Origin of the sequence: Acinetobacter lwoffii, from assembly GCF_024129855.1 — a bacterium.
GTDB classification, from domain to species: Bacteria; Pseudomonadota; Gammaproteobacteria; order Pseudomonadales; family Moraxellaceae; genus Acinetobacter; species Acinetobacter lwoffii_L.
On record NZ_JAMXXC010000003.1, the window covers coordinates 102,201 to 124,206 of the forward strand.

General features: G+C 44.7%; 17 protein-coding genes and 2 tRNA genes. 10 read left to right on the forward strand and 9 right to left on the reverse strand.

What is annotated here, in order from left to right:
• Positions 1–6: 6 nt before the first annotated feature.
• From hisIE to NI465_RS04015, 3 genes are all read right to left on the reverse strand, one after another.
• Positions 7–789 (reverse strand): bifunctional phosphoribosyl-AMP cyclohydrolase/phosphoribosyl-ATP diphosphatase HisIE, encoded by a 783-nt coding sequence (hisIE, locus tag NI465_RS04005; protein WP_180037265.1) that lies wholly within the window; start codon positions 787–789, stop codon positions 7–9.
• A gap of 555 nt (positions 790–1,344) precedes the next feature.
• Entirely contained in the window at positions 1,345–2,232 is an 888-nt protein-coding gene (locus NI465_RS04010; protein WP_174894126.1) for an SDR family NAD(P)-dependent oxidoreductase, read from the reverse strand.
• Between the two features lie 295 nt (positions 2,233–2,527).
• On the reverse strand, positions 2,528–3,805 hold the full coding sequence (locus tag NI465_RS04015; protein WP_253144391.1) for an O-acetylhomoserine aminocarboxypropyltransferase/cysteine synthase family protein: 1,278 nt from the start codon (positions 3,803–3,805) through the stop codon (positions 2,528–2,530).
• 308 nt (positions 3,806–4,113) lie between these two features.
• Here NI465_RS04015 and ettA point away from each other — a divergent pair, with 308 nt between their 5' ends.
• Complete coding sequence (gene ettA, locus NI465_RS04020) at positions 4,114–5,775, forward strand: energy-dependent translational throttle protein EttA (RefSeq protein WP_253144393.1); 1,662 nt, start codon at positions 4,114–4,116, stop codon at positions 5,773–5,775.
• A 76-nt stretch (positions 5,776–5,851) separates the two neighbouring features.
• Here the strand turns inward: ettA and NI465_RS04025 are convergent, their stop codons facing one another.
• The 5 genes from NI465_RS04025 to NI465_RS04045 all read right to left on the reverse strand — a co-directional run bounded on the left by NI465_RS04025 (position 5,852) and on the right by NI465_RS04045 (position 8,536).
• On the reverse strand, positions 5,852–6,193 hold the full coding sequence (locus NI465_RS04025; RefSeq protein WP_086044376.1) for a hypothetical protein: 342 nt from the start codon (positions 6,191–6,193) through the stop codon (positions 5,852–5,854).
• A gap of 157 nt (positions 6,194–6,350) precedes the next feature.
• Positions 6,351–6,426 (reverse strand) — tRNA-Glu (locus tag NI465_RS04030).
• Between the two features lie 38 nt (positions 6,427–6,464).
• Positions 6,465–6,540: transfer RNA gene (locus NI465_RS04035), tRNA-Ala, on the reverse strand.
• 57 nt (positions 6,541–6,597) lie between these two features.
• Complete coding sequence (gltX, locus tag NI465_RS04040; RefSeq protein WP_253144395.1) at positions 6,598–8,106, reverse strand: glutamate--tRNA ligase; 1,509 nt, start codon at positions 8,104–8,106, stop codon at positions 6,598–6,600.
• A gap of 127 nt (positions 8,107–8,233) precedes the next feature.
• The gene (locus tag NI465_RS04045; RefSeq protein ID WP_004281126.1) at positions 8,234–8,536 is read right to left on the reverse strand and encodes a hypothetical protein; all 303 of its coding nucleotides are present in this window, start codon (positions 8,534–8,536) and stop codon (positions 8,234–8,236) included.
• Positions 8,537–8,929: 393 nt separating this feature from the next.
• Here NI465_RS04045 and NI465_RS04050 point away from each other — a divergent pair, with 393 nt between their 5' ends.
• The 9 genes from NI465_RS04050 (at position 8,930) to NI465_RS04090 (ending at position 19,371) form a co-directional block, all read left to right on the forward strand.
• The gene (locus NI465_RS04050) at positions 8,930–9,931 is read left to right on the forward strand and encodes a sulfate ABC transporter substrate-binding protein (RefSeq protein WP_219307492.1); all 1,002 of its coding nucleotides are present in this window, start codon (positions 8,930–8,932) and stop codon (positions 9,929–9,931) included.
• Positions 9,932–10,175: 244 nt separating this feature from the next.
• Positions 10,176–11,195 carry a sulfate ABC transporter substrate-binding protein gene (locus NI465_RS04055; RefSeq protein ID WP_253144398.1) on the forward strand — a complete coding sequence of 340 codons (1,020 nt, stop codon included), beginning with the start codon at positions 10,176–10,178 and terminating at the stop codon, positions 11,193–11,195.
• Between the two features lie 184 nt (positions 11,196–11,379).
• Positions 11,380–12,291 carry a 16S rRNA (cytosine(1402)-N(4))-methyltransferase RsmH gene (gene rsmH, locus NI465_RS04060; protein WP_085064331.1) on the forward strand — a complete coding sequence of 304 codons (912 nt, stop codon included), beginning with the start codon at positions 11,380–11,382 and terminating at the stop codon, positions 12,289–12,291.
• A gap of 76 nt (positions 12,292–12,367) precedes the next feature.
• Positions 12,368–12,634, forward strand: coding sequence for a cell division protein FtsL (gene ftsL, locus NI465_RS04065; protein ID WP_435574929.1), 267 nt, complete (start codon positions 12,368–12,370; stop codon positions 12,632–12,634).
• A gap of 15 nt (positions 12,635–12,649) precedes the next feature.
• Positions 12,650–14,473: a penicillin-binding protein PBP3 gene (gene ftsI, locus NI465_RS04070; RefSeq protein WP_253144400.1), complete on the forward strand. Its 1,824-nt coding sequence runs from the start codon at positions 12,650–12,652 to the stop codon at positions 14,471–14,473.
• An 11-nt stretch (positions 14,474–14,484) separates the two neighbouring features.
• On the forward strand, positions 14,485–15,981 hold the full coding sequence (locus NI465_RS04075; protein WP_253144403.1) for a UDP-N-acetylmuramoyl-L-alanyl-D-glutamate--2,6-diaminopimelate ligase: 1,497 nt from the start codon (positions 14,485–14,487) through the stop codon (positions 15,979–15,981).
• Between the two features lie 9 nt (positions 15,982–15,990).
• Positions 15,991–17,394, forward strand: a complete 1,404-nt coding sequence (locus tag NI465_RS04080) for a UDP-N-acetylmuramoyl-tripeptide--D-alanyl-D-alanine ligase (RefSeq protein ID WP_253144406.1) — start codon at positions 15,991–15,993, stop codon at positions 17,392–17,394.
• On the forward strand, positions 17,395–18,513 hold the full coding sequence (gene mraY / locus NI465_RS04085; protein ID WP_005265518.1) for a phospho-N-acetylmuramoyl-pentapeptide-transferase: 1,119 nt from the start codon (positions 17,395–17,397) through the stop codon (positions 18,511–18,513). It begins immediately after the preceding gene.
• Positions 18,514–18,567: 54 nt separating this feature from the next.
• On the forward strand, positions 18,568–19,371 hold the full coding sequence (locus NI465_RS04090; protein WP_253144408.1) for a putative RNA methyltransferase: 804 nt from the start codon (positions 18,568–18,570) through the stop codon (positions 19,369–19,371).
• 50 nt (positions 19,372–19,421) lie between these two features.
• On the opposite strand, the gene ponA is transcribed toward NI465_RS04090, so the two are convergent.
• Entirely contained in the window at positions 19,422–21,947 is a 2,526-nt protein-coding gene (gene ponA / locus NI465_RS04095) for a penicillin-binding protein PBP1a (RefSeq protein WP_253144411.1), read from the reverse strand.
• Positions 21,948–22,006 lie beyond the last annotated feature (59 nt).

A 22,006-nucleotide genomic window follows, 5' to 3' on the forward strand; every position in this document is an offset into this window, starting at 1 on the left:
CAAGGCTTAATGCTGACGGTTGGCTTTTTCGACCAGACCGGACAAGCCTTGGCGGCGTGCCAGTTCATTTAATACCAATTGCACATCCAGATCGAAATAGCCGAGCATGACGATAGTATGGAACCACAGATCTGCCACTTCATAGATCAGATCATTTTTATGGTCTGCCGAAGCATCCTGATCAAAGTCTTTGGCTGCCAGCACGGTTTCAAAGCTTTCTTCACCGACTTTTTCCAGAATCTTGTTCAGGCCTTTATGATACAGCTTGGCCACATAAGAGGAGTCCGGATCGGCCTGTTTGCGTTCTGCCATCATCTGGCCCAGATAAGACAGGACTTCGACCTGCTCAGATTGCGCGGTTGACGCTTGCATCGCCAGCGTATGCGGATTCGTGGATTTTTCACCATAAATCGCAGACGGATCTTTCAGCTGTGCATCGACAATTTCCCAGCCCATTGGCGTGAGCTTGCGATAGAAACATGATTCACGGCCGGTATGGCAGGCAATACCACCATGCTGTTCAATTTGCAGCACAATCACGTCGGCATCACAGTCCAGACGGATTTCATGTACGGTCTGAAAATGTCCTGATTCTTCGCCCTTATGCCATAACTTGCTGCGTGAACGAGAGAAATACACTGCCTGATTTTTTTCGGCAGTTAAAGCCAAAGCTTCACGGTTCATCCAGGCTACCATCAACACACGTCCAGTTTGATGATGCTGGGCAATGGCAGGGACTAATCCTTGTTCGTTAAATTTTACTTCATCGAGCCATTGCGCGTTGTTCATAAGGGTTTCCATCATTTCAATCAAAATATAAAAATACGGATAGGAAATATCCGCTGATAGTGTACGTGATCTCGCAGCATTTGCGGCAAAAATCTGTGCTTGAAAGGACAGGCTGTGTCGTGTGTTATCCAGATTGATCTGCTTTTACCTAGATATTTTAATTCTGAGACATTAAAAATCAGCCCTGTTGGCTAATACTTATCAGTTAAAGAATTTAGAAATAGACTCTTTAACTTTTTATTCGTTCACGATGGAGTCTTAGCGTTTTAAATCAAATATTTGTAAATCATTTGTTACTTTGGTTTCGCCCAAAGTAACCAAAGGCATTTGTCATCCGCAAAACTCGTCAGCCACCATCCACTAGTAAATTTATCGCAGAAAAAATCACTTTTTAATGTAGTCCTGCCTCAAACAGTTGCGGATGACTTTTCCACCTATCAAATGTAATCTTGAATTTAAAAAGAAAATGCCAGTCAATTATTTAACTGACTGGCATTAGCTCTTTAGGTGGCTCGCATTTCCATTAAATTATTCGTATGAAAACCATATAAAAAATTACCAGTGTTCACCCGGGAACAGACGCGCATATGCTTTTTGCACCAAGTTCAATTTTTGCGGTTGACCCACAGATGCACTTGAACTTGGGAACAGGTTATAACCAATCGACATCAAGACATTGTTGATATCTGGGGCAATGGAATAGGTAATGGAAGCCAGACGGCCCAAACCGGTTGCCACTTTCTTCGGACGTTTCACAATCGCATAGGCAATCAGGTCAGCCGCCTGTTCCGGAGAAAGCGTTGGGACATATTTATAAATTTTAGTTGGCGCAATCATTGGAGTGCGCACCAAAGGCATATAGATCGATGTGATTGCGATTTTATGTGAATGTACTTCTGCAGACAGGCAGCGGCTAAAGGCATCCAGCGCAGCTTTTGAAGCAACATAGGCCGAAAAGCGGGTGGCATTGGCCAGTACACCAATTGAGCTGATGTTAATAATATGACCCGCACGACGAATCATCATTTGCGGCAGGATATTCATCACCAGACGCACGGCGCCGAAATAGTTCAGCTGCATGGTCCGTTCAAAATCATGAAAACGATCTACTGACTCATGCACGGCACGGCGGATCGAACGTCCTGCATTATTGATCAGAATATCAATATGATCGACTGAGGCAATAATCTGTTTGGAAACTTCATCAATCGCTTCCATATTGTTTAAATCACATGGAAAGATTGAGGCTTTGCCGCCTTTGGCTTCAATTTCTGATTTTACTTGTTCTAGGGTTTCCTGAGTACGGGCCACCAGTAAAACATGGGCACCTGCATCAGCCAGTTGATGTGCTGTCGTTAAACCAATACCGCTGGATGCACCGGTAATCAGGACGGTTTTACCTGCAACACGTTTTTCCAGTTGTTTGTGTAGTCTAGTTTTCACGTTTGTTATCCCTAATTTGAAGTCAGCGTTCAAATTATTTTTATTAAAGGTCTATGGCGCTCTAACAGAAGATGAGAGCAAAGGTGAGTCCAGATATGATAACCAATTCTTCAGGAAAATCTATAAATTAAAGTATTGAAATTAAAATAAAAATTAGAGTAATTGCTCTATTTGTGTTCACTCTTTCATTTAACTTTTAACATGAAAATAAAAAGTAAAGCAAGTGGCTGTTTTAGAAAATAAATAAAAAAACCTCACCAAAATGATGAGGTTTCGAAGCGGCTCGGGCACCTTTTTAAACGGCCGCCAGCGCCTGTTCCAGATCGGCAATCAGGTCATCACTATGTTCAATCCCAATGGATAAACGCACCATATCCTCACTGACGCCTGCCGATTTTAACTCTTCGGCATTGAGCTGACGATGCGTAGTAGTCGCCGGATGGCAGGCCAGACTTTTAGCGTCGCCGATATTGACCAGACGGGTGAACAATTGTAGGGCATCAATAAAACGTGTGCCGCCTTCGAGACCATGTTCTACCCCAAAGGTCAGAATGGCAGAAGGTTTACCTTTCACATATTTCTGTGCCAAGGCATGCTGTGGGTGATCTTTCAGGCCGGCGTAATTGACCCATTTCACTTTAGGATGTTTTTGCAGATATTCAGCGACTTTCAGTGCATTTTCGGTATGACGTTCCATACGCAAGCTTAAAGTTTCCAGACCTTGCAGAATCAAAAACACATTCTGCGGACTGATCGCAGCGCCGGTATTACGCAGTGGCACTACACGCGCACGTGCGATATATGCTGCTTCCCCCAAAACTTCGACATAGTTCACGCCATGGTAGCTTGGATCAGGCGTATTCAGGGCAGGGAAACGTTCAGGGTATTTACCCCACGGGAATTTGCCGCTATCCACAATAATGCCGCCAATTGAATTACCATGACCACCGATATATTTGGTCAGGGAATGCACCACAATATCCGCACCAAAGTCGAAAGATTTTTGTAGTACTGGGGTGGCAACAGTATTATCGACAATGACCGGCACGCCATATTCGTGCGCAATTTTAGAGATTTCTTCCAGATCAATAATATTACCCAGCGGGTTACCAATCGATTCCACAAAAACCAGTTTGGTTTTTTCATCAATCAAGTCATGCAGACTTTCCGGTTGTTCATAATCAAAGAAACGGACTTCAATACCCTGTTTGGGCAGGGTGTGCGCAAAAAGATTATAGGTACCTCCGTAAAGCGTTGACACAGAAGCAATGTTGTCACCCGCTTCCGCAATGGTCTGAATCGCATAAGTAATCGCAGCCATGCCAGAGGCCAAAGCCAGCGCGCCAATTCCACCTTCCAGTGCTGCGACACGTTGTTCCAGAACCGCAGTGGTCGGGTTCATAATTCGGGTATAGATATTGCCCTGAACCTTTAAATCAAAGAGATCGGCCCCATGTTGAGTATTGTCAAAGGCATAAGACGTGGTTTGGTAAATCGGCACTGCCACAGCTTTGGTGGTTGCTTCTGGGGTATAACCTGCATGAATCGCAAGGGTTTCTGCTTTATAACTCATTCTGTTTGATCTTCTTGTTTAAGTTTATGGCTTGAGTGTAGCATTTTCACATATGAGTAAAAGTGCAATTTTATTGAAATAAATATATGAAATATTCATATATCGACCTGGATTTGAGTCGTTTATTTTACTGAAAACAACTGTTTAAAAAAACATCATCAATAAACTTGTAACAATGCATTGAAGTTCATGGCAATGGCTTATGTTTTCGCAGCTTTCTGCGTATAATAGCCGATTATTTTTTCGCTCATTTTTGAGCTGGGGTGGTTGTTTTAACCCCATTTGGTTTTTCAGTTGAGGAGTCCTACGTGGCCCAATATATTTACACGATGAACCGAGTGTCGAAGATGGTTCCGCCTAAGCGCGAAATCCTGAAAGACATCTCCTTATCATTTTTCCCAGGCGCTAAAATTGGTGTGCTTGGTTTAAACGGTGCAGGTAAATCTACCTTGCTTCGTATTATGGCGGGCGTAGATAAAGATTTCTCTGGTGAAGCACGTGCGCAACCGGGTATAAAAATCGGTTATCTTGAGCAAGAACCACCTTTAGATGAAACTAAAGACGTTCGTGGTAACGTCGAAGATGGTTTACGTGAACCGCTTGATGCCTTGGCACGTCTGGATGAAGTCTTTGCTGAATATGCAGCAGAAGATGCGGATTTCGATGCACTTGCGAAAGAGCAAGAGAAGCTTGAAGCGATTATCCAGACTTGGGATGCGCATAACCTTGCGAACCAGATGGATCAAGCAGCTGCAGCATTGAACTTGCCTGCTTGGGATGCAGATGTATCTAAGCTTTCAGGTGGTGAACGCCGCCGTGTGGCACTTTGCCGTTTACTTCTGTCTAAACCAGACATGTTGCTTCTCGATGAACCGACGAACCATTTAGATGCTTCATCTGTATCTTGGTTGGAACGTTTCTTGAAAGACTTCCCGGGTACCATCGTTGCGATTACGCATGACCGTTACTTCCTGGATAACGTTGCAGAATGGATCCTTGAGCTTGACCGTGGTATGGGTATTCCGTATCAAGGTAACTACTCTTCTTGGCTTGAGCAAAAAAATGCCCGTTTAGAGCAAGAGAACAAGCAGGAAGAATCTTTTGCTAAAGCATTGAAAAAAGAACTTGAATGGGTTCGTTCAAATGCCAAAGGTCAGCAAAAGAAAAACAAGGCGCGTATGGAGCGTTTTGAAGAGCTTAACTCACGCGAATTCCAGCAACGTAACGAAACCTCTGAAATCTACATTCCACCTGGCCCACGTCTGGGCAACAAGGTTGTAGAAGTTGAAGGCATCAGCAAATCGTTTGGTGATCGCTTACTGTACAAAGATTTAACGTTCACAGTACCACCTGCTGCAATTGTGGGTATCGTGGGTGAGAACGGTGCGGGTAAAACCACGCTATTCCTTATGATGACTGGCGAACAGCAACCAGATACCGGTACGGTAACGCTGGGTGAATCGGTTAAAGTGGCTTATGTCGGTCAGATCCGTGACACCTTAGATAACAACAAAACCGTTTGGGAAGAAGTTTCTGGCGGTTTAGATATCTTGAAGATTGGTGATTACGAAATTGCATCTCGTGCGTATATCGGTCGCTTTAACTTTAAAGGTCAGGATCAGCAAAAGCGTGTAGGTCAATTATCAGGTGGTGAGCGTAACCGTTTACAACTTGCGAAAATCCTGCAAATGGGCGCAAACGTGATTTTGCTGGATGAACCATCGAACGACTTGGACATCGAAACCTTGCGTGCACTTGAGGATGCCATTTTGGTATTCCCAGGTACTGTGATGGTGATCTCGCATGACCGTTGGTTCCTAGACCGTATTGCAACGCACATCTTGTCATTCGAAGGTGAAACACCTGAATTCTTCACTGGTAACTATGCTGAATTCGAAGAATATCGCCGTAAACGTGATGGTGATGATCTTGTAGCGAAGCGTCAAAAATATCGCAAAATCGGTGTTTAATCATCTCCGACTTTTGTAAATAAAAAAACCAGCCTCAGGACTGGTTTTTTATGTTTATTATATGGTGGAGGGTAAATTAGATTTCCCACTCATGATTACATTCACGGCATTTCCATTTCTTTTGGGTTTGCATGAATGCCTGCATTGAAATTTTAAAATCAGGTAAGTCCTTATAGAACATAAAGCCTGCGATCAAAGAAAGAATAAAGACGATCACAGTCGCAGTCTGTAAAGTGGTACCTGCACCATCGCCAAAAATCCACATCGCGATACTAATAATCACCAGCAATAACAACAGGAACAGGGTAGGGACCAGAAACATTAAGCTTTTAGGAACCACTGGACGTGGAGCTGCTTGACCTGGCTGGGCCACTGGCATGATTTTCGGGCTTTGACACTTAGGGCAACGATATTGCATTACAACTCCAAAATTCTAAATTACTGATTATTTTATCGGAAGATGCGAAGAAACCGAAATATTGCCCAACATAAAATATACAGGCAATAAAAAACCCAAGTCGCAATGCTTGGGTTTTTTATAAGATGACCATAATATATTATGGTCATCTTGAATATGGCGTCCCTACGGGGATTCGAACCCCGGTTACCGCCGTGAAAGGGCGATGTCCTAGGCCTCTAGACGATAGGGACAATTGAGGCAAATAACACAGCTAAAGCAAGACTTGATTTGGTGGAGTCAAGGAGGATCGAACTCCTGACCTCTACAATGCCATTGTAGCGCTCTACCAACTGAGCTATGACCCCAGTCTGTGTGAGCGCTATATTAGGGATATCGCGCTCACACGTCAACACAAAAATTAATTAAGCTTGATCAACTGCTTCATTTTTCGGCAACTTTAAGCTTTCATTGAGTTTTTCCCAGACTTTCAGCTCTTTTTTGCTTGGACCACCGACAATTTCCAGTGCATGACGTAAACGTGCAAAGGTTAGATCCGGACCAATGGTCACCATCGTTTGCATCACTGGTGTAGACGCAGTCGAACCGGCGATCGCAATAAAGAACGCAGGCATGAAATCACGTAGCTTGATTTCCATCTGTGTCGCCAAGTCCATCAAGGTCTGGCTCACCGTGTCGTTATTCCAAGTAAACAGGCTTTCTAAACGCCAAATTGCGAATTGAAGACTTTGACGTACCTGTTCATCCGACAGTTTCTTGCTTTCAAACTGTTCTTTAGATAGGGTCGGGAAATGGTTGAAATAATGTGCAGACCAGTTCACAGCTTCAGACAGCAGGTTAATACGCGGTTGAATCGCAGCTGCAATTTCTTCCAGTTTTGCGCGGTCTGCTTTCCAGGCCAATAAGGTGTCAAGTAATTCAGCCGGGCTGAGTGCCTTGATCCATTGACCATTTAACCAGTTCAATTTCTCAACATCAAAGATCGGACCACCGAGGGATACACGTTTGATATCAAAATGCTCAATCATTTCAGCCAGAGTGAATTTTTCACTTTCATCTGGCATTGACCAGCCCATACGACCCAAGTAGTTCAACAAGGCTTCAGGCAGTACACCGATGTCTCTGTAATAGTTAATTGAGGTCGGGTTTTTACGTTTAGACAGCTTAGATTTATCCGGGTTACGCAGCAGTGGCATGTGGCATAGTATCGGCATTTCCCAACCAAAATATTGATACAGCAACTGATGTTTCGGCGCAGATGGAATCCATTCTTCACCACGAATTACGTGGGTGATTTGCATCAAATGGTCATCTACTACGTTAGCCAAGTGGTAGGTTGGTAGGCCATCGGTTTTCAGCAGGATTTGCATATCTACTTGCGCCCAAGGAATCTCGACCTCACCGCGTAGCATGTCATTGAATTTACATACGCCTTCAGTTGGCACTTTCATACGAATGACATGCGCTTCACCAGCAGCCAAACGACGCTCCACTTCTTCTTCAGAAAGATTTAGACCACGACCGTCATAACGTGGTGACTCACCACGTGCCTGCTGTTCTGCACGCATTTGATCCAGTTCTTCTGCAGTTGCGAAACAGTAGAAGGCATGACCTTTCTCTACCAGTTCCAAGGCATAATTTTTATAGATATCCATACGTTCTGACTGGCGGTACGGCGCATGCGGGCCACCGACATCAGGACCTTCAGACCAGTTCAGACCCAGCCAGCGCAATGAATCCAGGATCATTTTTTCAGATTCAGGCGTTGAGCGCAGTTGGTCAGTATCTTCAATACGAAGAATGAATTCACCGCCATGCTGTTTAGCAAAACATAAGTTAAACAAGGCGATATAGGCAGTACCTACATGCGGAAAACCAGTAGGAGAAGGTGCAATACGAGTACGAACAGTCATAGCCGGATCTAATCTTAGATATAAAATTGCAGCTATTATAGCGAAAAAGCCACATCACTTAATGCTTTATTCAACATTGAATGATGTGGCTTTTAAATCCGGGAATATTCAGCGCTGTTGAGGCTGATTAAGAATGAGCGCTCGAAAAAATACTTTGGACAAAGCGGGTGAAGCGGTAATTCTGTTCTGCAAAGAAATTTTGCGAAGGTGCGACTTTAAATGCAGTCAAGACTTTTAGATTATCTTCTGTTTGAAGTGTTTTTTCAGTTTTTTGTTGCTGAATCGCTTTTTCAATCGGCGAAGTCTTGCTTTCAACAGTGCTTACTGTAGGCTTCGGCAAATCTGTCTTCACAACAACGGCATGACCGAGTTGAATCGAGAACAACATAATCAGGCTTAGGATGCTGGCTGTGAATAATGTAAATTTCATATCCAAACTTCCTCCTTACTTCTGGTTGGTTTTATTTTGTTAAAAATGTTTTTTTAATACTCTGTCTACAATTTAATCACAGTTGATCATAAAGAAGTAGAACCAAGTCACATTTTTTACAAAAGAAATAATATAACTCTGTGGAAAATTACCAAAAATCGTAATTTCCTGTTTTGGTGGCCTATTTTTAACAGACAACTGTGAAGAGAACGTGAAGAACTGTCTTATATTGTAGCAGAAGATTACTTTTCTAGCAGAATATGTATCCGGATTTAATTGTTAAAAGATATCTCAAAATCAGAAATAGATTGTAGATATTGTTATAAATATATGATTGTTATGTTTATTTTTGATTTGTATAGTGCAGGTCATATAAACAATGAGTTACATCAAATGAAAAAAATAATAGCATCCGCAATCTTGACAATTTTAGTGGGAACAGCAGTACAGAATTCCATTGCCAAAGATTTCCTGAATGTCTCTTATGACCCGACCCGTGAATTTTATCAGGAATATAACGAAGAATTTGGCAAATTTTGGAAGCAGAAAACCGGACAAACGGTTAATTTTAAACAGTCGCATGGTGGCTCAGGCAAGCAGGCGCGTTCAGTGGTCGATGGTTTGCAGGCCGATGTGGTGACTTTGGCTTTGGCCAATGATATCGAAGAAATCGTCAATGCCGGTTTAATCGCGAAAGGCTGGCAAAAAGAGTTTCCGAGTAATTCGGCACCTTATACGTCTACGATTGTATTCTTGGTGCGTAAAGGGAATCCAAAGCAAATCAAAGACTGGAATGATCTGACCAAAGCGGGTGTGGACATTATTACCCCAAACCCAAAAACCGGTGGTGCACCTCGTTGGATCTACCTGTCTGCTTGGGGTTATGCACTGAAACAACCGGGCGGTAATGATGCGAAAGCCAGAGAGCTGGTGAAAAAACTTTATCAAAATGTCAAAGTACTCGACTCCGGTGCGCGTGGTTCACTGACGACGTTTGCCGAGCGCGGTATTGGTGATGTGCTTTTATCCTGGGAAAATGAAGCCTTGCTGGCGACCCAAGGTCTGGGTAAAGATAAGTACGATATCGTCTATCCATCCATTTCAATTCTGGCCGAGCCATCGGTAGCGATTGTCGATAAGAACGTGAATAAAAATGGTAATACCCATCTGGCAAAAGGCTATTTGAACTATTTATATTCACCGAAAGGGCAGGAGCTTGCTGCGAAATATTTCTTCCGTCCGCGGGATGCCAAAGTCGCTAACAAATATTCGGCTCAGTTCCCGAAAATCCAGACCTTTACCATTGATAAAGTCTTTGGTGGTTGGGCCAAAGCGCAAAAAACACATTTTGTGAATGGGGCGATTTATGACCAGATTTACAATGAAAAAAGATAAGTAAGCGGTCGTCTAAATATAATAAAGAAAATGGCTAAAGTGTTATCCATATTCTTTATATCTAATGCATAAAATTCTATATATTAGATATAAGTAGAATAATAAATAGTATTTTTCTTTTAAAAACAAAATATTAATGTAGAAAAACCTTTCATTTTATCGTGTTGTGATGTTGTAGGGTGAATTGCGATAAATGATTTTATTTCATATAGTTATATCTAATGAAGATAAACTCTGTGCTGCCATGAAAACTCAATTAAAATCGTTATTTAGTGCTGCCTTATTGGCGACTGGTTTAGGCATGACCGCGACTGCTTCACAAGCAGCAGACCGTCATTTTCTGAATGTATCCTATGATGCCACGCGTGAATTCTATGATGAGTTTAATAAATCATTTGGCGCTTACTGGAAAAACCGCACCGGTCTGGATGTGAATTTTAAGCAGTCACATGGCGGTTCGGGCAAACAGGCGCGCTCTGTGGTCGATGGCTTGAAAGGTGATGTGGTGACTTTGGCGCTGGCCAATGACATCGAAGAAATTGTGAAATCTGGTCAGATTCAGCCGGGCTGGCAAAAGGAATTCCCACATAACTCGGCACCTTATACCTCGACGATTGTATTCATGGTACGCAAGGGCAATCCGAAAGGCATCAAGGACTGGAATGACTTAACTAAACCAGGCGTGCAAATTATTACGCCGAACCCGAAAACGGGTGGTTTGCCGCGTTGGGTGTATCTGTCTGCATGGGGTTATGCCGAGAAACAGCCAGGTGGCAATAAAGCCAAAGCACAGGACTTTGTCGGCAAGCTTTATAAGAACGTGAAAGTGATGGATTCTGCTGCACGTGCTTCAATGACCACCTTTGCCGAGCGTGGGATTGGCGATGTATTGCTGACTTGGGAAAATGAAGCCTTGGTCACGCAAAAAACCTTGGGTAAAAACAAGTTTGATATCGTTTATCCATCGATTACGATTTTGACTGAACCGTCAGTGGCGATTGTGGATCGTACCGTGGAGAAAAATGGCAATAAATGGTTAGCAACAGGTTATATCAATTACCTGTATTCACCGTTGGGTCAGGAAATGGCGGCTAAGCATTTCTATCGTCCACGTAATGAAAAAGTATTAGCTAAATATTCGGCACAGTTCCCGAAAATCAAAACCTTTACCATTGATGAAGTCTTTGGTGGTTGGGCCAATGCACAGAAAACCCATTTTGTGAATGGTGCAATTTTCGACCAGATTTATAACAGCAAACGTTAATTGATCTGCGAAGTCATCTGGATTGAAAAAAGCCTCCAAAACCGGAGGCCTTTTTGTATGAGAAAAATGCTAAAACGGTTTTCTCTATGGAAAGTAATATTTATCTACAAAAAGTCGTTTGGAGCTTTGCCTAAACAGGGTGATAATGTGCAGTTAAATTTTTCCCCCTATTGATTGAGTTTTTATGTCACATATTTCTGTATTACTTCACGAAACGATTGATGCCTTGTTGGCGGGTCGCAATACGGGAACTTATGTGGATGGGACCTTTGGCCGTGGTGGACATACGCGTTTATTGCTGTCCAAATTAGATGAAAATGCACGTGTTTATGCCTTTGATAAAGATCCACAAGCACTGGCTGTAGCAGCTGAACTCGAACAAGAAGATTCACGTTTTAAAATTATCCATGCCAGCTTTGCTGATCTGAAAGATGCCTTGGCTGAACTGGGCATTGAACAGGTTGATGGGGTGATGGCGGATCTTGGTGTTTCTTCACCGCAGCTGGATCAGGCTGAACGTGGTTTCAGTTTTATGAAAGATGGCCCGCTGGATATGCGCATGGATAACTCGCAAGGTCCAACTGCAGCAGAATGGCTGACCCAGATTGAAGAAGAAGCGTTGGCGAATATCATTTTTAAATATGGTGAAGAGCGTTATAGTCGCCGTATTGCCAAGGCAATTAAAGCTGCCGGATATATTGATACCACGGCAAAGCTGGCTGAGATTGTAAAAGTAGCCCACCCGAAATGGGAAAAAAATAAGCATGCTGCGACCCGTACTTTCCAGGCGATTCGTATTGCTATTAATAAGGAATTAGAAGATATTGAAATCTTCTTGCCTCAGGCCGTTGAAATCTTGAAACCTGAAGCACGTTTGGCGGTAATTAGCTTCCATTCACTGGAAGACCGTTTGATTAAACAATTTATTCAAAAAGAGTCAACGCTTGAAGAAGATTCAGGCTGGGGAATGCCACAACAACAGAAAGATACGCGACGTTTAAAGAAAGTTTCTCGTGTTAAAGCCAGTGATGAGGAGGTCAAAGCCAATCCTCGTTCACGTAGCGCATGGCTGCGGGTAGCAGAACGTTTAGCTTAATAGGCAGATCATGAAAACGGAAGTGGTTGATAAAAAAACAGAAAAATTGTGGCTGAAAAAAGTTACAATCTATCTCATGCTGATACTGATGGTCTTCATCAGTGCAGTATTTGTGGTATTTCAGGTATTTGAATACCGTCAGGATAACAGAAAGCTGAGTACCTATCTGCGTGAAAGGGATGGCCTGAATGCAGAGTGGGGGCGTTTGCTGATTGAGCAGCAAACTTTCGGCGCGACGGCACAGATCGGTACGCGTGCAGTGACACAGCTGCGTATGTATTCACCTCCGGTTTCACAAAGTGTCGTGATTTCCTTACCACAAACTTCAGATGAGAAAAAATAAGGCTAGCGTTCCGACATGGTAGACAAGAGAAAGAAGCAACCGGTACGTAAAAAACAATCGGTCACCGACAAAAATGCCTCAAATGTTTATATCAATCGTTTTTACATCATGTGGGCGGTGGTGCTGCTGTGTTTTGTGACACTGATTTGCCGTGCTTTCTATGTACAGATTATTAATAAAGATTTTTTGCAAAATAAAGCCAATGCCAATATTTTAAGAACCAATACCATCAAGGCGATGCGTGGCGTGATTTATGATCGTAATGGCATTCCATTGGCGATCAGTACTCCGATCATGAAAATTGTGATTGATCCACGTGATTATTTTGACAATAAAAAACTCTATGACGAGACCATGCTGGCGCTGGAAAAAGAACCGAATAGCCGCAAGCTCAAACGTCAGTTACCCGATAAAAACCTGAATCTGGATGAGCTGGCTGATGCAGTCGGTATGGATCGGGCAGAACTGCGCAAAAAAATGGAAGAACGTCCGCGTTCACGTTATCTGATCCTGAAAAAAGAAGTTCCGCCACAACAGGCCGAACTGATCATGAAACGTAATTTTCAGGGCGTATATACCGAGAAAAACTATAAACGTTATTATCCGCAGCCACAGCCGAACTCTCAGATTATTGGCCTGACCAATAGCGAAGGCAGCGGCATTGAAGGTCTGGAAATGCAGCTGAATAGCCGTCTTTCCGGAAAGGATGGCGAGCAGCAGATCATTCGCGATAAAAAAGGCAACCGGGTCAAAGAACCGGAAGTGATTAAAGAAGTTGAACCGGGCGAAAATATTACCTTAAGTATCGACTCGCGTCTGCAATATATTATGTACCGTGAGCTGACGGCTGCCGGTGTCGCCAATAATGCCCGTTCAGCGACTGCGATTGCGGTAGATGTCAAAACCGGTGAAATTCTGGCGCTATCTTCATGGCCATCGTATAACCCGAATGATAAAAACAGCCTGCTCAACAAGGATGCCATGCGTAATCGCGGTGCAGTCGATTCTTTCGAGCCGGGTTCGACCATGAAGCCGCTGACCGTGGCAATGGCGCTGGAAAGTGGCAAATATACGGCGAATTCAGTCGTGAATACCACACCGGGCAGTATGCGGGTCGGTAATCATACCATCCGTGATACGCATAACTATGGTCAGTTGACACTCGGGGGTATTCTGCAGAAATCCTCTAACGTTGGTGTGGCGAAACTGGCCTTGTCGCTGCCTTATGAAACCTTACCAACCTTCTATAAACGTCTGGGTTTTGGTCAGCGTTCAGCAGTGAAATTCCCGGGTGAAAGTGCCGGTTTGATTCTTCCACCAAGTAAATGGAATGTGTCAGAAGTGGCAACCATGTCCTATGGTTATGGTCTGAACGCGACGGTACTTCAGCTGGCTGATGCCTATGCCATGCTGGCCAATAAAGGCGTAAAAATGCCGCTGAGCCTGTACAAGCTGGAAGAGCAGCCCCAAGGTGAGCAGATGATCGATGCCAATATTGCCGATCAGGTCCTGCTGATGATGGAAACTGCAACCTTGCCAGGTGGTACGGCGACTCGCGCTACCATCCCAGGTTATCGCGTAGCCGGTAAAACCGGTACTGCACATAAATTGCGTGCCGACCGTAAAGGTTATTCGACCAATGAATACCGTGCATTATTTGCCGGCGTGGCACCAGTCAGTGATCCACGGATCGCCATGGTGGTGGTGGTAGAAAATCCACAAGGCACCTACTATGGCGGTACGGTATCTGCACCAGTCTTTGCCCGCGTGATGCAGGAATCCTTGCGTCTGCTGAATGTCCCTCTGGACAAACCTTTAGAACCTCCCAAAGTCCAGTAAATAGGTGATCAATGTCTATTACATTTCAAGATATCTACACCCCTCACGATGTCGCTGACTGGATGAAGCAATCCTTTCAGGGCTTCGAGCTGGATAGTCGTAAAGTTAAACCAGGACAGATTTTTATTGGCCTGACCAGTCTGTCACAACCGGAAAAAACTGCTCAATTTGCCCAGAAAGCTTTGGATCAGGGTGCATTGGCTGTGATTTCAGAAACTAAGCTGGATGTATCTCCAAATCTGGTGGTGGCAGATGTACGTCATCTGATGGGGCAGTGGCAAAAGCAGTATTTGCAAGCTACTCAACCTGTTCAAGCTGTTCGAATTCTGGCAGTTACCGGCACCAATGGTAAAACCACGATTTCTCGCTTGGTGGCTGAATTCATCATGCTGCAAGGTAAAGCCTGTGCAGTGATGGGTACCACAGGTAACGGGATTTTGCCAAATCTGGAAGCGTCTTCGCATACCACCCTGGATGCCTTGCAACTGCAAAATGCCCTGCATGGCTATGCGCAGGCCGGTGCGGAATTTGCCTCGATTGAAGCCAGTTCGCATGGTCTGGAACAAGGTCGCTTGAATGGCTGTAATATCGAGATTGCAGGCTACAGCAATTTGAGTCGTGACCATCTAGATTATCATGGAACGCTGCAAGCTTATGCAGAAGCAAAGTCTGGTTTATTCCGGTTTGAATCTTTAAAAGTGGCTGTCATCAATATCGATGATGAACATGCACAGATCATGCTGGATGCTGCGGAAAACAATCCGGCACAGCCTAAAATTTTGACTTATTCCACCAAGCAAAAAGCGGATTATCAGGTTCAGGATATTCAGTACAGCATTTCAGGTGCGACCTTTAAACTAAAAACTGCTTCTGCTGAATATATGGTTAACAGTCCATTGCTGGGTCATTTCAATATTGAAAATCTGGTCGCCAGTCTGATCATGGTGGAGCAGGCCGGATTTGACTTGGAAAGTTTGATTGCAACTGTGCCACAGCTCAAAGGTGCACCGGGCCGAATGCAGGTGCTACGTGATGGAGAGCGCTTGTTTGTGGTGGATTATGCCCATACCCCGGATGCCCTGACTCAGGTTCTAGTGACCTTGAAACGGCATGTCTCACAAAATCTATGGGCAGTCTTCGGCTGTGGCGGCGACCGTGATCGCGGTAAACGTCCACTGATGACTCAGGCTGCTTTAGACGGTTCGGATATCGCAGTACTCACTTCGGATAACCCGCGAACCGAAGATCCGGCACAAATTTTTGCTGATATGAAAAATGGCATCGATTTTTCCGGCAAAACCTATCATGAAATTCATGACCGTCGTGAAGCGATCAAGTTTGCGGTTAAACACGCACAGGCGGGTGATATTGTGGTGATTGCAGGAAAAGGGCACGAAAATTATCAGGAAATTGATGGTGTACGTCACTGGTTTGATGACGTGGTCGAAGTGCAAGCTGCGATTGATGCCCAGCATTGCAGTACAGATTCAGCCTATTCAGCGCATTAGGATTCAGATATGCATACCTCAACAACAAGCACTGCGGCGCTGGAGCCGTGGAGCATAGAACAATTACAGCAGGCTACTCAAGGCTACTGGCTGAATGATAAAAAGCCTGCAGGCCAGATCAAGCGAATTTTGACTGATTCACGTGATGCAGAATCAGGTGATGCTTTTCTTGCGCTGAAAGGTGAGCGTTTTGACGCGCACGACTTTATTGCTCAGGTGGCCGCTCAAGGTTGTGAAATTGCCATTGTCAGCCGTCCGGTGGATGCTGATATTTGCCAGTTGGTGGTGGAAGATACCCGTTTGGCATTGGGACAGTTAGGTGCTTATCGCCGTCAGCAGAATCCTCAACTCAAAGTCATTGCCTTGACCGGCAGTAGTGGCAAGACCACGACTAAAGAAATGCTGGGAAGCATTCTGTCGCGTCTGGCACCGACCTTGGTTACGCGTGGTAATTTGAATAATGACCTCGGCGTGCCGGTAATGTTGCTTGAGCTGCGTCCTGAACATCAATATGCGGTGATGGAACTCGGTGCGAGTCATCAGGGTGAAATTGATTACACCTCGAAAATGGTGCAGCCGCATGTGGCCGGAATTATTAATATCGGGACTGCGCATTTAGGTGAATTTGGCGGCCGTGACGGAATTTGCCGTGCAAAATCCGAGATCTATGCACATATCTCTGAGACTTCGATTATTCCCGCTGCCGATGATTTTGCTGAAACCATTCGTGCTGCAGTAAAAACTGAAAAAAGCTTGAGTTTTGGTGCTGGCGGTGAAGTCTATGCCAGCGATATGGTGCTTGAAGCTCAATCTTCAAGCTTTACACTGAATACACCACAGGGCTCGAAAACAGTTCGTTTACCATTTGCCGGCGAGCATAATGTCGAGAATGCCACAGCTGCCGCTGCATTTGCCCTGGCGATCGGTATTAATCTTGATGATATCGTGGCTGGCCTGGAACAGGCAGTGGGTGCGAAAGGTCGTCTGAACTTTATTCCGCACAAAGACTATTTATTTATTGATGACACCTACAATGCCAATCCGGGTTCGATGCGTGCAGCAGCAGAAGTGTTGGCACAACAGCAAGGCATCCGGATCATGGTCACCGGCGATATTGGTGAACTCGGTTCATCTGCCGCAATCGAGCATTACAAGCTCGGTCGGGATCTGGTCTCGGTGAAAGGCATTAATTTTGTGGTGGCTGTAGGTGAATTTGCGCCGGCCGCACAAGAAGGTGCCCGTAGTACACAATATGGTAAAAAAATGCAGGCTTTCCTGAATCAGGAGCAGGCATTACCGTTTTTAATTTGTTTGATTGAAACACATCAACCTCAGCCGATGTCATTCCTGTTTAAAGGGTCGCGTTTTACCCATATGGAAACATTGATGGCTGCATTGATGGAGAAACTCTAAATGCTGTTATGGCTCTTTGAACATTTGGCGGGCTTTGACAGCACGTTTCAGGTGGTTCGTTATTTAACTTTACGTGCTTTGCTCAGTGTCTTGACGGCACTGACCATTGGTCTGGTGCTCGGTCCTATAATGATTCGCAAGCTTCAGGCGCTGAAATATGGTCAGGCAGTCAGCTCGTATGCCCCTGAAAACCATGCCAAAAAAATGGGAACGCCGACCATGGGCGGGGTACTGATCCTGCTTTCAATCGGGATTTCGACTCTACTTTGGGCGGATCTTTCCAATCCTTATGTCTGGATTGTGCTGGGTGTGATGGTGATTTTCGGTGCCGTTGGCTGGGCCGATGACTGGATTAAAATCCGTTATAAAGACAATGCGGGTTTGCCTGCGAAGAAAAAATTCTTCTGGACTTCAGTGGGTTCATTAGGTGCTGGTATTGCCTTGTATGTGATTGCGCAGCAACAGACCAATCCAGTGCATACCGCGAATATGCTGGATCTATTGATTCCATTCTTTAAAGACCTAAGCATTCCATTGTCGATGATTCCGTTGGGTATTGGTTTTATTATCTTTACCTATTTCGTGATTAACGGTGCATCCAATGCCGTGAACCTGACCGATGGTCTGGATGGTCTGGCGATTATGCCAATCGTGCTGGTTGCTACAGGTCTGGGTGTATTTGCCTATCTGGCCGGTGACGTGCGATTTGCCAACTATCTACATATTCCTTATGTAAAATATTCGTCTGAACTGGTGGTGGTCTGTGCTGCCATGATCGGGGCGGGTCTGGCTTTCCTTTGGTATAACGCCCATCCGGCTCAAGTATTTATGGGTGATGTCGGTGCTTTATCTCTTGGTGCGATGCTGGGTACGATTGCCGTCATGGTTCGTCAGGAAATCGTATTTGCGATTATGGCCGGTGTCTTTGTGGTGGAAGCGGTTTCAGTCTTCCTGCAGATTGGTTCATTAAGAATGCGCAATAAGCGTGTATTCCTGATGGCGCCGCTACATCATCATTATGAAAAGAAAGGCTGGCGTGAAACCCAGGTAGTGATCCGCTTCTGGATTATTACGATTATGCTGGTAGTTTTGGGTCTAATGACCTTAAAATTGCGCTAAGAAATGCATTGGAAAAAGTCGGCGCATGCCGGCTTTTTTGTTTTGGAGAAAATGATGAATTTACTCATGTGCCCAGTCTGTCGCCAGCAGTTGAGCTTAAATGAAAGAACATGGCGCTGTGAGAATCATCATAGTTACGATGTCGCCAAACAAGGCTATGTGAACCTGCATGTGGTTCAGCACAAGCACAGCAAAAACCCGGGAGATACGCCTGAGTCTGTGCAGGCACGTCGCGCATTTCTCAGCGCAGGTTATTATGCGCCTTTGCAACAGGCTGTCGTGGAAAAGATTCGCAAGTTGCGGATTGAGAACCTTTTGGATATTGGTTGTGGGGAAGGCTATTACACCAATGCCATGCAGGCCGAAGTGCTGCAATGTGTGGGGGTCGATATTGCCAAAAATGCAGTTCAGGTGGCTGCCAAACTGAATAAAGATATTACTTGGGTCGTGGGAACCGGGGCAACCTTGCCAGTACTGAATGAATCAATTGATCTCTGCACCAGCTTGTTTAGTCCGATTCCCAAACAGGAAATCCTACGAGTCCTAAAACCAAAATCTTATTTGATGGTAGTGACGCCGGCACCACAACATTTATATGCCATGCGTGAGGCTTTATTTGAGGAAGTGAAACCACACGAGCCGCAGAAGTTTGTGGAGCAGTTGCAAGATGAGTTTAACTTGATTAGTGAGCAGATGATTGACGCCCCAATGGTTTTACCACAGGCAGATTTAAAAAACCTGATTGCGATGACGCCATATGCTTATAAGGCCAAGCCGGAACACCGTTTAGCACTCGAACAGCAGGATCAGTTTGAATTACTGGCTCAATATCAGATTTACCTGTTCCAGAAGAAATAAAAAATGCATATAAAAAAGCCCTCAACTGAGGGCTTTTTTATATCGTCAGATTACTGAACTTCTTCGATCAGATTTTCCAGTGAGTCTACCCGGTTCGGCTGAAGAGGCTGTTCTTGAGGTGCAGAACCTTCATCATCTGGTAAACGAATCGGTTGATCTGGTAAATCCTCAAAGTCAGTTTCTGTGCGTTTCGGGACGACCACAGGTGCTGGACGGTAAAGTGCTGTCGCCAGAGGCGGAGAAGACGGATCATTCTGCTGCTCATCAGCCTGAACCGCTTTGTTGCGATTCACCGGTGCCTTGGCATTGCGGTCTAAACGGACCCATGCTTCCGGCTGGCCTTTTAATGCCTTGCCCATAAAATCGGTCCAGATCGGTAGAGCTGCCACACCACCATATTCACGGCGACCTAAAGTGGTTGGCTGATCAAAGCCTACCCAGGTCACGGTGACTAACTTACCATTGAAACCTGCAAACCAGGCGTCTTTGGCATCATTAGTGGTACCGGTCTTCCCGCCGATATCACCACGACCAATTCTTAATGCAGCACGGCCAGTACCATGCTGAATCACATCACGCAAAATGTTGGCCATGTCATAGGCAGAGCTGGATTTTAAAATACGCTGTGCCTGACGATAATTACTGTCTTCGGCAGAGACTTTAGGTGCAGGCTGTTTTTGCTCTAAAGTTGTATTGTTAATTGCAATTGCTTCGTCATCTGCGGTAATAGGGTCAGTGGCTTGAACTGTTTCTTCTTTTTCATTAATACATGAAATACAGGCATATTCAGGCTTGGCTTCAAAGATGGTATTGCCATAGGCATCTTCAATACGGGTAATAAAGTGCGGTTGGATTCGGTAACCGCCATTGGCAAAGGTAGCATAGCCAGTCGCCATCTGAATCGGGAGGACCTGCGGGGTGCCTAATGCAATAGTATAGTTACGTGGAATCTGACTGTCTTGTAAACCAAAATCCATGAATAACTGACGTGTACGTTCAATCCCGACGGCCTGTAATAAGCGCACTGAGACTGTATTACGTGACAGATAAAGTGCACGACGTAGGGGGATCATGCCCAGATAACGGCCATCCGAGTTACGTGGCGTCCATTTGCCAATGGTAATGGGTGCATCATTGACCATAGTATGCGGCGTCATGCCACGTTCTAAAGCCAGGGCATAAACAAAAGGCTTAATGGTAGAGCCGGGTTGACGCCAGCCTTGGATTGCACGGTTAAATTTCGACTGATAAAAGTTATATCCCCCGACAATGGCTTCAATCGCACCATTATTTGGATTGATGGCAATCAATTGTCCTTGCACATTGGGGATCTGCACCAATGACCAAGAGGTTTTATTTTCATTGGGTCTTAAGCGAACAATGTCTTTGACTTTGACAATCTCGGATGCTTTGCTCGGTGCACCACCTACACTGTTAACGTTTCGAAAGCGACGCGCCCAGGACATACCTGACCAGGGAACAGTCACGCTGCTTCCATCCTGCATGAGTGCTTCAAAACTGGAATTACCCACCTGAGTTACTTGCGCAGGATAGGTGTTGGCATAGGCACGGAACTTGTCGAGGGGTTGATCATGTGCTTCAGCACCACGCCAGCCATGTCGACGGTCATAAGCCTCTAAACCTTCTTGTACCGCTTGCTCCGCATAGGCCTGACGTTCACTATGGATGGTGGTATAAACTTTATAACCAGAATCTACCGCCTGTTCACCAAAGTTTTGTACCAGTTCAGAACGCACCATTTCACCGACATAAGGGAATTTGTTTCGGGTGCTCCGGTCAGGCATATCCAGATTAACCGGTTCAGCAATGGCTTGCTGATACTGGCTCTGGTTCAAATAGCCTAGTTGTAGCATACGACCCAAAATCCAGTTACGACGTTCCAAGGCACGTTTGGGATTGGCGACCGGATTATATCGAGAAGGTGCTTTAGGTAGGCCAGAGATCATGGCCATTTGTGCAATTGAAAGTTCTTCTAAGCTCTTGTTATAGTAAATTTTAGCTGCTGCTGCGATGCCGTAAGCATTTTTCCCCAGGAAAATTTTATTGACATACAGGGTCAGAATTTCTTCTTTACTTAAGTTTTGCTCAATTTTACGGGCCAGAAAAATTTCAGTCAGTTTACGCTTCAGCGTCCGTTCAGGACTAAGGTAATAGTTTTTTGCCACTTGCATAGTAATGGTCGAACCACCGGTCTGTATATCCGAGCCGGTCACCGTCTCACTGAGTGCGCGTCCCAAGCTTTTAAAGCTGATGCCGCTATGCTCAAAAAAGCTGGAATCTTCAGCGGCGAGGAAAGCATGAATAAACTCGGGCGGAATTTGTTCATATTTCACAGGAACAGAAAGCTTGCCTCCATATTCGGCAATTAATTCATTATCCGAACTAAAAACTTGTAAAGGCTTTAATAAAGGGGCCTTTTTAAGCGTAGACATTTCAGGCAAAGATGGGGCAATATAGAGATACATGCCATAGAAACCCATCGGAATTGAGATCAGTATAATGATAATGATCAAAAAAAATGGATGAACAAGGCCTGAACAAGATAGCTTTTTCATAACAAGTAAGTTTTAATAAGAGCTAATGGCGAACTAATTACCGGTCAGTATATCCTGTC